A 15,017-nucleotide genomic window follows, 5' to 3' on the forward strand; every position below is an offset into this window, starting at 1 on the left:
TCTGCTCCCTTTTCAGATGAGATTGAGATAGACCAATATCACCAATTGGACAACAATTAAAGCAGGCATACCCATTTGAAAGGCAGGATGCTTTGTTTTATGACGGAAATACTGCATGCCAAGAAATGACCCAGCAGCACCAAAAAGTACTGCGGCACTCCATAAGTGCGCTTCTGATATTCTCCATTTGTGTGCTTTCGCCCGGCGTTTATCCTCTCCCATGAGACAAAACCCATAGACATTGACCAAGATGAGCAGCACGATCAGAGCGATATTCATTGATTTCACCTCACATGATGAGAAAAAAAGATCACTCCTTGGCGGAATGATCTTTTATATGACTTACTTGTCTAGTTGTGCTTTTGCAGCATCAGCAAGCTGGTTGAATGCGTTTAGGTCATTCACAGCAAGATCAGCAAGCATTTTGCGGTTTACTTCGATACCAGAAAGCTTTAAGCCATGCATTAAACGGCTGTAAGAAAGACCGTTCATACGAGCTGCAGCATTAATACGAGTGATCCATAGTTTACGGAAGTCACGTTTTTTCTGACGACGGTCACGGAAAGCGTAGTTTCCAGATTTCATCACCTGTTGGTTTGCTACTTTATATAATCTATGTTTTGAACCGAAATAACCTTTTGCTAATTTAAGAACCTTTTTACGACGCTGACGCGACACAGTTCCGCCTTTTACTCTTGGCATTGTAATTCCCTCCTATGTTTCCTATTCCAGATTACTTGATGTTTGCAAGTTGTTGTTTGATACGTTTGAAATCTCCAGCACTTACGATTGCGCTCTTACGCAATTTACGTTTTTGCTTTGTAGATTTGTTAGCGAACAAGTGACTTGTGTACGCATGAGAACGTTTAAGTTTACCAGAACCTGTTTTTTTGAAACGTTTAGCAGATCCGCGGTGAGTTTTCATTTTTGGCATTGGATGTTTCCTCCCTCTGTTACTTTTACTTTTCGACTTTTGGTGCAAGCATGAGGAACATGCTGCGTCCGTCCATCTTAGGTTTTGTTTCTACTGTTGCTACTTCAGCGCAAGCTTCAGAGAAACGGTCTAACACGCGCTGTCCGATTTCTTTATGCGTAATCGCACGGCCTTTAAAGCGGATAGAAGCTTTCACTTTATCTCCCTTTTCAAGGAATTTGATTGCATTACGGAGCTTCGTGTTAAAATCATGTTCATCGATTGTCGGGCTCAACCGAACTTCTTTTAAGCTAATGATTTTTTGATTCTTACGTGCCTCTTTTTCCTTCTTCTGTTGTTCGAATCGGAACTTACCGTAGTCCATGATTCGGCAAACAGGTGGTTTTGCGTTTGCAGCAACTAACACAAGGTCAAGATTGGCTTTCGTAGCAATTTCCAGAGCTTCCTGGCGGGTTTTAATCCCCAGCTGATCGCCATTTTGTCCGATCAAACGAACTTCACGCGCACGAATACCTTCATTAACTAATTGATCTTTGCTAATAGTGAGCCACCTCCATGAGATTTTGAATTGAGTTCACAATTCATTTTGACCATTTCGTTGTATGTTTTACAGGCAAACAAAAAGTGTGGGCATATAAAACACCCACACTGCGAACATTTGCATGAAAAAATAAATGTACGGTCAACCTGTCAACTACAAACATGTGTCAATCAGGTGAGAAGCGGGTGCTTCTGCTTGTGATATCTATTCAATTCGTTAACTATTCTACACAATTTTCATTTGTCCGTCAAGTAACCGAACTCTTGAAACAACTTTTTCATTTTAGCATGACGAAACGTTTTGGGCAAGCTTTTTTCAAACAATGCTGCGATTAAAGAATCAATTGCAAGAAGATTGGGATGACAATTACGGTGACAACCCCTACTACCACCACAGCGATACTCGCCATTGCCGCTTCCACTTCCCCCATCTCAATCCCAACAGAAACGCCAAGCGCATGTCCAGATGTACCAAGTGCAAGGCCTTTGGCCACTGGGTTTTTAATCCGAAACAATTTTAAGAAGAAGGCACCTAGCGCATAGACAATCACCGCATTAAAAATGACTGCAAAGGCTGTAATATCTGCAATTCCGCCAATATCTTTTGCAATTGGCAAAGCAATCGCTGTTGTCGCTGCTTGTGGGAGCATGCTTTTCATAACAGCAGCATCAAGATGAATCCCTTTTGCTACTATATAAACAATCGTAATAGAACAAAGTGAGCCGACAAAAATAGCGGATAGAATTTGCCACCAGTATTTCTTCAGCAGTGCTCGCTGTTTATAAAGAGGAATCGCAAACGCGATGGTCGCAGGCTCTAAGAAAAACTTGATAATCTTACCGCCTTCATTATAATCTGCATAGGAAAAACCGCCAATTTTCAAAAACAAAATGCCTAACACCATGGCAACAAATAGCGGGGTGAATAAGAAGAAACCTTTAGACTTTTTAAATAAAAATGTGCCAATCCCAAAGGCCACTAATGAGACGACAATGCCAAAATAAGGACTCATAGTACTTGTACCCATCTTACACCTCTCCTTTAATGCGTAGTTGAAGCTGGTTTATTTGAATGAGAAGGAGTGGATTTGCTCTCCTTTGTCTTTTGTCGCTGCTGTGGTCTTTCTGATAACTGCATCAGAAGCTGAGAGAACAGCCCAGTGGCGGCAAGTAACATAATGGTTGCAATGATAATCACACCCACTACCTGTACCCCTACTTCTTGCATGACACCTAATGATTGAATGACCGAGATACCAGAAGGAACAAATAGAAAACTAATAAGACCTGTCAATGAGCTACCTAATTGCTCTACTTGCTCTAGTTTCACAATCTTTGTTGTTAATAAAATAAATAAAAGAACCAAACCAATAACAGATGCTGGCATCGGAATCGGTAAATACATTGAAATGAGATTAGAAACGAACATTACCGTTGCAAAGATAAATGCTTGAGATAGAAATCCATATACTTTTGTGGCACTCATGCCCTTTCACCTCTTTCTTCGACTGCCCTCAGTATATGGCATGAAACAAACAAATGAAGCGTTTACAATAAAACTCACCTAATATCCTGACTGAAATGCAAAAAATGAGGATTGAAATGCAAATGAAAAAAGCCGCCCTATTCTAATAGGAGCGACTTCTTTAGTTCTTTCGCATATGTTCGGCTGACAGGGACGATAGACCCGTCTATCATATGAAGATTATACGTTGAATTAAACCAAGGCTGCACTTCTTTCATATGAGACGTGTTGACGATATAGCTTCGGTGAACTCTCATAAAATAAGCCTCAGGTAATTTCTTTTCAATGACCACAAGCGGTTCTGTCACCTCATACATTTGATCTCTTGTTTTCACAACCTTTTTTCCTTCACTAAGCCCTATATACATAATCTCGTCAACCTGCAAGATCACAATAGACTCATCGACAGAGATCGCTAATTTTTGGTTGTGAGAAAATTTGTCTTCTGAAAGAGACGGCTCCTGCGTCTCAATAGCTTTCCACTTCTTAAACTTTTGCATCGTTTGCAACAGCCGCTCTTCATCAAAAGGCTTTGTTAAGTAATCTAGTGCACTCACCTCAAACGCCTTCAGCGCATATTGATCAAATGCTGTAGCAAATACAATCGCCGGCGGATCAGACATTCGGTTGAGTCTTTTGGCAATATCAAATCCATTCTCACCTGATAAATCGATATCTAAAAAGAGCAAATCGGGCTTATGATCGACCATCCGGTCAAAAGCAGATTCTATATTTTCCGCTTCCTCCATTTGAACATTCTCTTTTGTTCTTTGTAACAAATATTTTAATTCGTCTCTTGCTAAAACTTCATCATCTACAATCAATACCTTTATCAACGAGAATCATCCTTTTTTACATAATCCATTGGAATGCGAAATGAGATGTCAGTGCCATTGCCGCTATGAATGGATAAAGCAGCTGGCTGGCCAAAAATTCCTCTTAGCCGCTGGTCTAAATTATAAAGTGCTGTACCTGTTCCTTCTTTTGATTCAACTGGCGATTTTAATAATTGAGCCATCTTGTCGTCTTCAATCCCCTGGCCATTATCTGTGACTTTCATATAGACATGCCCATCTTTTATCAAAGCGGATACGATGACTTCACAATTTGTTTGATGTTTAGGAAAAGCATGTCTCACTGCATTTTCAACAAGCACTTGAAGCACAAAGGGAGGGATCATGACCTGTTCCAGCTCTTTTTCAATTTGAAAGGTCACTAGATATTTATTTGGAAATCTCGCTTGCTCCAGTGATAAATAAGCCTCCACATGCTGAATTTCTTTATGCATTGGAATAAGCAGCTGGCGAGCACCTTGTAAATTCGATCGAAAATAAATACTCAGCTGTAGTAGCAACTTCCTTGCCATCTCTACATTCGTTCTACACAAAACGGAGATGGTGTTAATGGCGTTAAATAAAAAGTGCGGATTCACCTGGGCCTGAAGCGCCTTGATCTCTGCATCTTTCAGCAGACGGCTTTGGGTCTCAGCCTCCCCAAGCTCAAGCTGTGTGGAAAAGAGCATCGCCAAACCTTCTGCAAGCTCTTCTTCTACTCTGCTTAATCCGACTGGAGAATTGAAATACATTTTTAATGTTCCAATTGTTTGACCATTAGACGTGAGTGGAAGCACTATGGCTGCTTCAAGCGGGCAGTGGGCGACTGAACAATTGATTTCATCTTTTGAGTGCGCCTTCATAATCTTCCCACTTATCAACACTTGCTTAGACAGTCCTGTAATCAGGCTTTTCGATGGAATATGATGATCTGTTCCATCACCGACATGCGCTAAAATCTTTTCCGTATCTGTTAAGGAGACAGCATCTGTTTCTGTTAAACGATGAATGATTTCTGCCACACTTTTACATGATTGTTCGTTTAGCCCTTGCCGGAAATAAGGAAGTGTTTGATCTGCGATAGAAAATACTCGATGCGTCTGCATTGCTTTCGCCTGCTCTTCTTGGCGAATTACTGACTGTAAAATAGATAAAAAGATAAAACTCCCGATTCCATTCACAAAGATCATCGGCAGCGCAATAATACTCACAAGGCCCCAAGCATCAGCAAATGGCTTCGTAAACAGAAGGATAATGACCATTTGTAAAGATTCCATCGCTACACCAAAAATCGCTGCTTGCCGCGGTGTGACCATTCGATTCTTCCGCTTAAATCGCCTGCCGACATAGCCTGCAATCACACCGGCTAAAATGGAAGAAATTGCACAGCTAAGCGCGGTGCTCCCTCCTAGTGAATAGCGATGAATGCCAGCTAAAAGCCCAGCACCAATCCCAACAAACGGCCCCCCTATTAAGCCGCCCATTTCGATCCCCATAATTCTCGTATTGGCGATAGAACTTGATGAGCCTAAGTGATATGAAAATTCGTGGTTCATCACAATCTGCTGCTGGATTTCAATTCCAGTGTAATTGCTGATGATACTAAAAGAAGCAAAGATAAAGACAAGGATTGCCTTTTTTCGAAATCCTTGATTATGTAGTAAGAGATTGCGAAAGCCCTTGACATGGGCAAGCACAAATCCCAAAATAACGATGATTCCTACACGCTCAATCATCATAATAATTAAATGAAGCAAACCGGCCACCTCAATTGATGTATGTGATATCTACTGTCTATCTATTCTATCATGCACGGTCAATGCTCAAAAATCTCTCAAATCTTTTCTTTATTGCCCTCTGCTTCTATTGTAAAATGAACATGAGCCTGTCACATGCAATTGAGGGTAACTACATACATAACAAGGGAGAAGATCATGAAAGCCGTATTTTTCGATTTAGATGATACTTTGCTTTGGGATGAAAAAAGCATTCATACCACTTTTCAGGAAACATGCAGGGAAGCGGAAAAGAAATATGGACTTGATCCAGAATCGTTTGAACAGATCGTGCGTGAAGAAGCAAGAAAGCTGTACTCTTCTTATGAAACATATGATTATACTGTTATGATTGGCATTAATCCTTTTGAAGGACTGTGGTCTAATTTTAGTGAGCCGATTAGCGAAGGCTTTCAAAAGCTGAACGCCCTTGCACCAGAGTATCGCAAAAACGCATGGACGAACGGCTTAAAAGAGGCAGGAATTGACGATGAAGCATTTGGTCAATACTTAGCAGATTTCTTTGCAGCAGAGCGCAGAAAACGCCCGTATGTCTATGAAGAAACGTATCCTGTTTTAGAGCGCCTGAAGGGCACCTATGAATTACTCCTTTTAACAAATGGAGATCCTAGTCTGCAAAAAGAAAAACTTGCAGGTGTTCCGGAACTTGCCCCTTACTTTAATGAAATTGTGATTTCTGGAGATTATGGAAAAGGAAAGCCTGATCCTGGCATCTTTGAGCACTGCCTTCAGCTGTTAAATCTCACAAAAGATGACGTCATCATGGTAGGAGATAATCCAAAAACAGATATTCTCGGCGCTTCTCGCGCTGGCATCCAAACCGTTTGGATCAATCGTCATGGCAAGAAAAATGAAACAGATGTGACTCCAGATTATGAAATTAAAGACTTACACGAATTGTTTGATATTTTAAAATAAACCATAGGAAAAACACCCTTCTCCTGATCGAGATTGGGTGTTTTTTCGTTTTCGGCTATACAATTGCTGCTAAACTTTGTGCTTGACGATCTAAGCCGCGTGCTGCTTCTCCTACATTCATGAATTCCTCGCTTGCCTGCTTGACAAGATCCCGGTTTGTAAACACGCTTGTCTTTGCACGGCTTGTTCCGTTGCTGACCTTTTCAACTTCTAAATGGATCGCCTTCACATAACGATCCACCTTTACGATCGCTTCCTTTGAATCTGTCGCAAGCTTACGGATTTCTGCCGCGACGACACTAAAGCCATTTCCATAGGAACCCGCATGCGCAGCTTCTATGGCCGCGTTCAATGCGAGCAGCTGCGTTTGGGAAGCGATACTGTTAATCGTTGTAGCAATTGAGCTGATCGACTCCACCTGCTCTGTTAACCCTTCTAGCAAACTCATGTTTTGATTAGTTTCATTCGCAATATGTTCAAAAGAAGCATTTACACTTTGACTATGCTGGATGCCGATTTCCGCTCGCTCCATTAATTTTGCAGACATATCCTTTAGGTCTTCTACTACCTGCTTCATTGTGTTTTCTCTCTCCGTAATATCTGTTGCCACTTTCACGACAGCCACTACATTCCCCTCTTCATTGAGCACTGGTGTATACGTCGCTTCAAGCCATAAGGTGTCACCGTACTTCGTGATCCGCTGCACCTTTTCCTGAAACACTTGACCATTCTTCAAACGCTTCCAAAACATTTGATAACTTGCGTCTTCTGCAATATGCGGAGGACAAAACTGTCTATGCTTTAAACCAATCATTTCTTCCTTTGAATATTTCATGGCTTTTGCAAAAATATCATTGACCCATAGGACCTTACCTGTGACATCAAATTCAATCATCGCCAGTGAGTGCTCTAGCGCACGAAGCACAGCTGATTGCTCCAATACTTGTGTTGATAAAGTATTTGTTGTTTGAATCATTGCTTTCATTCCCCCCATTTGCCTCTCTCTAATAGTACATACTTACCCATACTTTCGTACTATCTAAACGTATCATTTGCGCAATTGGATCACTAGTGGAGAATTTTTTTCCATAAGAAAAAAGCCAGCAACCTCAATAGATAAGATCACTGACTGTTTCGTTCGCCTTCATTATTTTTTTGCTTCTGCGACTGCATGTTTCACAAAAGCTTCGAGGTCCATTGTTTCTGAATCTTGTTCCCCATATTTTCTTACATTGACCGCGCCATTTTCTGCTTCTTGATCACCGACAACCAGCATGTACGGAATCTTTTGCATTTGCGCTTCTCTAATTTTGTATCCTATTTTTTCATCACGACTGTCTAGTTCTACACGCAGTCCTTCAAGCTGCAAACGTTCTTGCACTTTTTTCGCGTAATCTAGATGGACAGATGGTGAAACCGGGATGACTTGGAATTGTACAGGTGCTAGCCATGTTGGAAGAGCTCCTTTGTATTCTTCAATTAAGAAGGCAACGAAGCGTTCCATTGTGGACACAACTCCTCTATGAATGACAACTGGACGATGGTGTTTTCCATCTTCTCCGATATATGTGAGATCGAAACGCTCTGGAAGTAAGAAGTCTAGCTGTACAGTAGACAAAGTCTCTTCTTTTCCAAGAGCTGTCTTTACTTGGACGTCAAGCTTAGGACCATAAAATGCCGCTTCGCCTTCTGCTTCATAGTAGTCATGTCCAAGCTCGTCCATTGCATCTTTCAGCATAGACTGTGCTTTATTCCACATTGCATCATCGTCAAAATACTTCTCAGTATCTTCTGGATCACGGTAAGATAAGCGGAACGTATAATCATTTAAGCCGAAGTCTTGATACACTTCTTCAATTAGGCGAACTGTACGAATGAATTCGTCTTTGATTTGATCTGGACGAACAAAGATATGGGCATCGTTTAATGTCATCCCACGAACACGTTGAAGGCCGGATAAAGCACCTGACATTTCATAACGGTGCATTGTACCAAGCTCTGCAATCCGAATTGGTAGTTCACGATAGCTATGCGGTTCATTTTTATAAATCATCATATGGTGCGGACAGTTCATTGGACGGAGAACAAGATCTTCATTGTCCATTTCCATCACAGGGAACATGTCTTCTTGATAATGCGCCCAGTGGCCTGATGTTTTATACAATTCTACACTCGCAAGAACGGGTGTATACACATGCTCATAACCAAGGCGTACTTCTTTATCAACAATATAACGCTCAATGACGCGGCGAATTGTGGCCCCTTTTGGCAGCCAGAGCGGAAGACCTTGGCCCACCTTTTGAGAGTTCGCAAACAGTTTCAATTCTTTGCCTAGTTTACGGTGATCACGCTCTTTTGCTTCTTCAAGCAGACGTAAATGCTCGTTTAATTCCTCTTTGCTGAAGAAAGCTGTTCCGTAAATACGCTGAAGCATTTGGTTGTTACTGTCGCCTCTCCAGTAAGCACCTGCAAGGCTTAACAGCTTGAATTCTTTGATTTTCCCTGTAGACGGCAAGTGAATACCACGGCATAGATCGAAGAATTCACCTTGCTCATAAATTGTGACGGCTTCGCCTTCTGGGATTGCTTCTAACAGCTCTAGCTTCAATTCATCACCAATTGCTTCAAAGCGTGCTTTCGCTTCTTCTCTTGAAACTTCAATGCGCTCAATCGGCAAATTGCTGTTAATGATTTTTTTCATTTCTTTTTCAATCTTTGGTAAATCTTCAGGTGTAATCGCTACATCGATATCGACATCATAGTAAAAGCCATTTTCGATGACAGGGCCTACGCCAAACTGGACGTGATGCTCCTTTCCATAAATGCGTTTGATTGCCTGTGCAAGCAAATGCGCTGTGCTGTGTCGCATAATATCGAGCGCTTCTTCACTCTTATCTGTGATGATCTCGATTGTTCCACTTTCTAACAGCGGCGTACGCAGATCTATTTCTTTGCCGTTCAATTTACCGGCAAGCGCTTTTTTCTTTAGGCCTGGGCTAATTGATGCCGCGATGTCTTCTGTTGTAGCTGTTTTATCAAACTCCTTGACTGCTCCATCTGGAAATGTAAGTTGAATTTGTTCTGACATCTCTAGTCACTCCTTTTTTTGGCAATATAAAAACCCCGCCCCCTGGAAAGGGACGAGGTTGAATAAACGGAATCGTGGTTCCACCCTTTTTCCCGTATTTGCAGCTTGCTTTGTCAAAAGCAAATACGGCTTGTGGTTCAATAACGGGAATTCCCGTCAGCTATTACTAAACAGTTCACAGCTGATGTTCAAAGGTGGTAAAGCAAATGGTCCTCTGCTAGGAAGCTTTCAGCCACGGCTTCCCTCTCTTTAAGCGGGTGTTCATTTGTTCATGTCCTTATCAATACGGTCTCTGTATGAAGTTACACCGTATTATAAAACGTTTTTTCGTGAAAATCAAGAAAGCTTTTCACTTTTCTTTTCCAAATGACTAGGAACAAATTGAACATGCTGTTCCTGAAACGAATGAGAAGGGAATACCTCAACTCTTTCTTGAAAAATATTTTGAATGGTTTGCACCATCGAGTGACCTGTATCATCTGTAAATAGGTCAATCTTTTGTGGCGCAATGGATACAAGCGGTGCAATCAACTGCGAATCAATATACATTGGATGCTCTCTTACAAACTGTCTGTCTATGTATTGTTTTTGATCACGCTCAGAAGCGTACCGAAATTCCCAAATCATCAGGCGGTCCTGATGCACAACATGTACTTTTTCAAGCTTAGGTTCTCTTGACATCACATAGTCTCGAAGGGATTGAATAAAGTTTTGATATTCTTGTTCCATTTTATATTCTTCAATGGATACTTCAACATAGTTCTTCAGCCTTCTGTCATACGCTGAGAGCCTAAATGTCATAAATGAACCAATGGAAAAAACACCTTTCTGTAAAGAAATCGTCTCAAGCTCTTTTTTTAACAGATCCTCCCTCGGTGGGTCTTGATGAATTCCAGGAATATCATCTAGATCCCCTTTCATGATGCTATGGGCGATTGAAAGAATTTGGTGCTGCTCTTCTGGATCTTTAAATAAGTATGTGTTTTCAAGGATGCTGCGCATGCGTTCATTTTCTTTGCATTCCAAAAAAAAGTGAATCAGTAATGTCCGCACAATGTGCTCTATGGCTTCTCCTGATTTCTTCGCTTCTATGAGAAGCCGGTCTTTCCCTTGTTGAATCGAAATGTGATGCCGACTGTCCAAGTGTTCAGCAAGATGTAAAAAAGCGGCGGTATCATATTCATCTTCAAAGATTATTTCAAGCATGTTTGTCCCCCCTAACGACATCTGTTACATATATATGGGGGGAACATAAAAAATAGACGCCTAAAATAAATCAGGCATCTTTCTTTTTAAAATCAGTGGCACTGAGATAAAGATCAAATAAATCAAACAAACAATCGCTAAGGCGGCATAATTTCCGCTCACAAAGCTTGATCCAAGGACATTTAACGCCACAGTACCAGGTATTAACCCTAAAAAAGTCGCCGCCGCAAATGCACGATAATTCGCACGTGAAGCTGCTGCGGCATAACTGACAAAATCAAAGTGAATGGGCGCAATGCGTAATAAGAGGATATAAAGAAATCCATGCTCTTGAATACGGGACGTCACCGCTTTTAGCTTCCGATTGCTTGATTCGGTTTCCTGCTTGTTTGAACGGAAGGTTGAGGCAAGCAGGAAAGATCCTGTTGCACCTGCTGTCGCACCAGCTAAGGCATAAATGGTCCCAAGGACACTGCCGAATGCCAAACCTGCTGCTAGCGAAAAGACGGTGAGAGGGACAAGCACAAATGGACGAAAAAGTGATAAGAAAAGAAAGACAAAGGGAGCTAGCATCCCAAATTGAAGAATCCAATTCTTCACATCTTTCGGCGACAGTTGAAAATGCTGTTTGTTGAGCCACCATAGCACAGCAGCTAGGACGCCAATCACGAGGAAAAGCAGCCATTTTCTTTTATTCATTTCATCCGCTCCCCTTCACGTGACCTATCTTTTTATAAATGACGGCGATTTTCCCCTTCAAGCAGAACTGGTTCAGCTAGGTAGAGAATACGTTCCATTAATCGAGCTGCCTTCACCTCTTCTTTTTCCCCGCGCTGTGAGTACGTAAAGTGATGCTTTAACTCATTCGGTGAGAAATTAGAAGAGAAAAAAGTCGGCAGCTGCTCTGCCATGCGGTATTGCAAGATTGTTCCTAAAAGTTCATCTCGTACCCAGCTTGTCATCGACTCTGCTCCAATATCATCAAGCATTAAAATTGGTGTTGATTTGACCATATTCAGCTTCTCTTCGAGTGTATGATCAGCTAACGAATTTTTTAACTCTCTCACAAATTCAGGCACGTATACAAGGAGAGATGGATACTCTTTTACCGCTAGCTGCTGCGCAATCGCTGCCAGAATAAATGTTTTTCCGACCCCAAACTTTCCATGTAAATAGAGGCCTTTTCCCTTACCTGTTTCATCATAACTTTGCAGGAATTGACCTACTTTTTGAATGACTTCTTGTCTTCCAACCACATTTAAATCAGCAAACGTCGCTTGAAGAACATTCTGTGGAATGTACATACTTTTCATAAGTTCTTGCTGTTTTTTCTGTCTATCAAGTCGCAGTTTGACAGGACAAGGGGAATATTCAATATCAATGCTCTGACCTTTGATCACAAGCTTCGGGTGATACCCGTCTAAAATGACATTTACATTCTCTTCCTCTAAGCAGTAAGAACAGCCCTTTGATTGTTGTACATATTCAAAGAGCCTGTTCAAGCTGCGATTGATCATGTCTTCTTGGATGTCCTCTTGATGCTCCTTTAAAAAAGCTTTTACATCTTCATCAGCTAGGACACTTTCTTTAATCTGATTGTATCTCACGCGAAAATCTACCCGCCCTTTTAGCTGATCAAATGAACGACCGATCGGTTTCATCTCCATCTCACCTCACATTAATGTGCATTGTACTTTTTCATATTATTAAACTGATCTAACAATTTTTCTTTTTCTCGTTCGAGGTCCTCTGTAGACAAGTCATCTGTCTGTTCTTTTGGCTGTTCTTTCGTTTCAGCTTCTTTCATCCAGTCAGGCAGTTTCTCCTCGCGGATCACTTTTCCTGATCCATATGATTGACGCTTATTTTTTTGCTGTGCCCATTCTGTCATTTGCCTGTTCTCTTCTTTGGCAATTTTCATAGCAGCTGCCACTGTTTTGATTTTCTTTCGCACCCAGTGGGCGGCGATTTTCTGCATATATGTTTTGGACAGCTTCATATCCGTTTTTAGCAGTGTATAGTAGATCAGGACATTCATGACCCCAGGCTCTAGCTGCTGCTCAAGCATAATATCTTCAACAATTCTTAAGTCTGCATACGTCGGCTCAATGCCATCTGCCATATCTTTTAGAAGCTCTCTAGGCGAAATATGATCAAGCTTTTCAATCAATTTCGCATCAGGCGCATCTGCACCTGAATTCTGCGTGACATTGTGACGTAAATGCCTTGGCTGTTTTTGATCAATCAGCTTCGGCTGTTCACCTCTGTATTCAATTTGATACCAGTCTCTCGCTGCTTTTCGCAGATCCTCAGTTGATATCATCTGATCTGAACCACAGGCACCTGCGACAATATTTTGCATTTGCAGCGGGGTGATGCCATAGACGACCGCTAACTTCTTAATTGTCTCTTTCACTTGCTTTGTCAAAGCTTTTCTTGGAATCATCATGTCCGACATGCCTGCTAACAATAGATCAAAATCAAAAGATTCATCTGAAAGCGGTGCAGGCTGACTTGAGCCAACTGTCACATATTCGTAACCCTCGTCAAGCGATGACGCCTGATTGATTTCCTCTGTCATCTTGCGCTCTCCTGGCTGCAAGACGTGAAACACTTCTTCAAACGATCGGGAGATGTTCTTTGCATCAGCAGGAACTCCTGGATAAGAAAAATAATCACGAAGCTGCATATATTTTGCTTTCTCTACCCGATGATACAAAAGGACATTCAGCATACCGTCTTGGAAAAATTCATCCGGTCTCAGCGGCGGCACGAGCTCATATGTAAACAGTCTGCCTTCTTCCGTTTCCTGTTCATATGTGCGGAGTAATCCGATCGCTTCAAGCTTTAAGCGCTCCTCAAAAATATCATTTAAATTCGTTTGCAGCATCACCATCAGCTGACGGTGAGGTGCGGGTTTCCCCCACATTCGATTTTGTTCCAGCTCTCCCCACAGCGTCATGTATAAACTGAAAGCGGACATGCCAATAAGCGGCTGATATAAAAGAGTTATAAGCTGTCTATCGATGTCACCGAGCAATGAAGCGCTTTTGACGACATACGGATCGACGGCTAGCACTTCCTTCCAATGCTCTGTCATATGCTGATCCTCCCTTAATACGGTTGTCTTCATTGTACACTCTTTTTGCGTTTTACGCTTTACGCAGGAAAAAGAGCATGAAGAATCTTCAGCTCTTTTTTAGCGTTCTTTCTTTAATAAATCTTTTAATTCATCAATAAATACATTGATATCTTTAAATTGACGGTATACCGAGGCAAACCTGACGTAAGACACTTCATCAATTTTCGCCAGCTCGTCCATCACCATTTCCCCTACAAGCTCGCTTTTCACCTCTGACATGCCTTGGTTACGCAATTCCTTCTCGATGTTAAAGCAGACATCCTCGAGCTGTTTTAAAGCGACAGGACGTTTTTCACATGCTTTGATGAGGCCTCTCAGCATCTTTTCCCGGCTGAATTCTTCTCGAATTCCTTCTTTTTTCACCACAATCAATGGCAATTCTTCTAATTTTTCAAACGTCGTGAAGCGATATTGACAGCTTTCACACTCTCTTCTCCGACGGATGGACTTCCCTTCATCTACTGGTCTTGAATCAAGCACCCTTGTGCCAAGGTGCTGACATGTGGGACATTTCATTTCATCAGCTCCGATCTCTTCTTGGAAGTTGTTTGTCTAGTTCTTTATAAAGGGACAAAACAGCCTTTTGACTGTAGCCAAAGTCTGTGGGCAGTGCTGTTTCTGTTGTCACATTAAAATCGACAGCTGTTTCAAAAGGACGAATTGAAATGACAGTCGCCACGAGAAAAGCTTTTTTCGGCGTTCGTATGTTTGCGCTGATTTCACCTCGTTCTGCTGAAACAGATGTCACTTGATAGGAATCGTTTCTTGAAAGAACGGCTTCTACCGCTTGGAAAACTTGAGTTTGTGTCGATTTGTAGTAATGGCTTTTCAGCTCTGACACTGGATGATGGTCAGATGTTTCTGTATGATTTGAAATGAATCGTTTGAGCTTTTGTCCTAAAGTCATACACGTATCCCCTTTGTCATAAACCCTCTTCTTTATTTTATAAAAAAAACCTTTGTTTTCCTAGAACAAAAGTATAGACAGGTTGGATCATGCTGGATGTCGTGTATGGAACAAATATAAAAAGGAGC

Annotated in this window: 17 protein-coding genes and 2 other annotated features; of the genes, 1 reads left to right on the forward strand and 16 read right to left on the reverse strand. The window is 41.6% G+C overall.

Annotation, left to right across the window (positions count from 1 at the left end; genetic code table 11):
* Positions 1–12 precede the first annotated feature (12 nt).
* The 8 genes from MHH31_RS13045 to MHH31_RS13080 all read right to left on the reverse strand — a co-directional run bounded on the left by MHH31_RS13045 (position 13) and on the right by MHH31_RS13080 (position 5,589).
* Entirely contained in the window at positions 13–279 is a 267-nt protein-coding gene (locus tag MHH31_RS13045) for a DUF1294 domain-containing protein (RefSeq protein WP_008346019.1), read from the reverse strand.
* A gap of 63 nt (positions 280–342) precedes the next feature.
* Entirely contained in the window at positions 343–702 is a 360-nt protein-coding gene (gene rplT / locus MHH31_RS13050; RefSeq protein WP_007501659.1) for a 50S ribosomal protein L20, read from the reverse strand.
* Positions 703–733: 31 nt separating this feature from the next.
* Positions 734–934 (reverse strand): 50S ribosomal protein L35, encoded by a 201-nt coding sequence (gene rpmI / locus MHH31_RS13055; protein WP_003216324.1) that lies wholly within the window; start codon positions 932–934, stop codon positions 734–736.
* 25 nt (positions 935–959) lie between these two features.
* On the reverse strand, positions 960–1,475 hold the full coding sequence (infC, locus tag MHH31_RS13060; protein WP_024718649.1) for a translation initiation factor IF-3: 516 nt from the start codon (positions 1,473–1,475) through the stop codon (positions 960–962).
* Between the two features lie 71 nt (positions 1,476–1,546).
* Positions 1,547–1,678 (reverse strand) — a sequence feature (ribosomal protein L20 leader region).
* A 128-nt stretch (positions 1,679–1,806) separates the two neighbouring features.
* Entirely contained in the window at positions 1,807–2,502 is a 696-nt protein-coding gene (gene lrgB, locus MHH31_RS13065; protein WP_172793272.1) for an antiholin-like protein LrgB, read from the reverse strand.
* A gap of 14 nt (positions 2,503–2,516) precedes the next feature.
* Positions 2,517–2,960: an antiholin-like murein hydrolase modulator LrgA gene (gene lrgA / locus MHH31_RS13070; protein ID WP_035391171.1), complete on the reverse strand. Its 444-nt coding sequence runs from the start codon at positions 2,958–2,960 to the stop codon at positions 2,517–2,519.
* Positions 2,961–3,097: 137 nt separating this feature from the next.
* The gene (locus MHH31_RS13075) at positions 3,098–3,835 is read right to left on the reverse strand and encodes a LytTR family transcriptional regulator DNA-binding domain-containing protein (RefSeq protein ID WP_041506746.1); all 738 of its coding nucleotides are present in this window, start codon (positions 3,833–3,835) and stop codon (positions 3,098–3,100) included.
* Positions 3,832–5,589: a sensor histidine kinase gene (locus MHH31_RS13080; protein ID WP_041506745.1), complete on the reverse strand. Its 1,758-nt coding sequence runs from the start codon at positions 5,587–5,589 to the stop codon at positions 3,832–3,834. The genes MHH31_RS13075 and MHH31_RS13080 overlap by 4 nt, the downstream gene beginning before the upstream one ends.
* Positions 5,590–5,766: 177 nt before the next feature.
* Between MHH31_RS13080 and MHH31_RS13085 the strand changes: the two genes are divergently transcribed.
* A complete protein-coding gene (locus tag MHH31_RS13085) occupies positions 5,767–6,546 on the forward strand; it encodes an HAD family hydrolase (RefSeq protein WP_024718651.1) in 780 nt (259 codons plus the stop codon).
* 55 nt (positions 6,547–6,601) lie between these two features.
* Here MHH31_RS13085 and MHH31_RS13090 read toward each other — a convergent pair whose 3' ends face one another.
* From MHH31_RS13090 to MHH31_RS13125, 8 genes are all read right to left on the reverse strand, one after another.
* Positions 6,602–7,522, reverse strand: a complete 921-nt coding sequence (locus MHH31_RS13090; RefSeq protein ID WP_058336769.1) for a methyl-accepting chemotaxis protein — start codon at positions 7,520–7,522, stop codon at positions 6,602–6,604.
* A gap of 171 nt (positions 7,523–7,693) precedes the next feature.
* A complete protein-coding gene (thrS, locus tag MHH31_RS13095; RefSeq protein WP_007501674.1) occupies positions 7,694–9,634 on the reverse strand; it encodes a threonine--tRNA ligase in 1,941 nt (646 codons plus the stop codon).
* A 45-nt stretch (positions 9,635–9,679) separates the two neighbouring features.
* Positions 9,680–9,927, reverse strand: a binding site (T-box leader).
* A 43-nt stretch (positions 9,928–9,970) separates the two neighbouring features.
* Positions 9,971–10,840, reverse strand: coding sequence for a putative sporulation protein YtxC (ytxC, locus tag MHH31_RS13100; RefSeq protein WP_039168873.1), 870 nt, complete (start codon positions 10,838–10,840; stop codon positions 9,971–9,973).
* 60 nt (positions 10,841–10,900) lie between these two features.
* Positions 10,901–11,539: a TVP38/TMEM64 family protein gene (locus tag MHH31_RS13105; RefSeq protein ID WP_058336551.1), complete on the reverse strand. Its 639-nt coding sequence runs from the start codon at positions 11,537–11,539 to the stop codon at positions 10,901–10,903.
* Positions 11,540–11,571: 32 nt separating this feature from the next.
* On the reverse strand, positions 11,572–12,501 hold the full coding sequence (dnaI, locus tag MHH31_RS13110; RefSeq protein WP_008346034.1) for a primosomal protein DnaI: 930 nt from the start codon (positions 12,499–12,501) through the stop codon (positions 11,572–11,574).
* 17 nt (positions 12,502–12,518) lie between these two features.
* Positions 12,519–13,940: a replication initiation and membrane attachment family protein gene (locus MHH31_RS13115; RefSeq protein WP_168948481.1), complete on the reverse strand. Its 1,422-nt coding sequence runs from the start codon at positions 13,938–13,940 to the stop codon at positions 12,519–12,521.
* 99 nt (positions 13,941–14,039) lie between these two features.
* Positions 14,040–14,498 (reverse strand): transcriptional regulator NrdR, encoded by a 459-nt coding sequence (nrdR, locus tag MHH31_RS13120; protein WP_003216720.1) that lies wholly within the window; start codon positions 14,496–14,498, stop codon positions 14,040–14,042.
* 4 nt (positions 14,499–14,502) lie between these two features.
* Positions 14,503–14,889, reverse strand: coding sequence for a hypothetical protein (locus MHH31_RS13125; protein WP_017358264.1), 387 nt, complete (start codon positions 14,887–14,889; stop codon positions 14,503–14,505).
* Positions 14,890–15,017 lie beyond the last annotated feature (128 nt).

The sequence above is a fragment of the Bacillus sp. FSL K6-1033 genome (assembly GCF_038630765.1).
Lineage (GTDB): Bacteria > Bacillota > Bacilli > Bacillales > Bacillaceae > Bacillus > Bacillus altitudinis.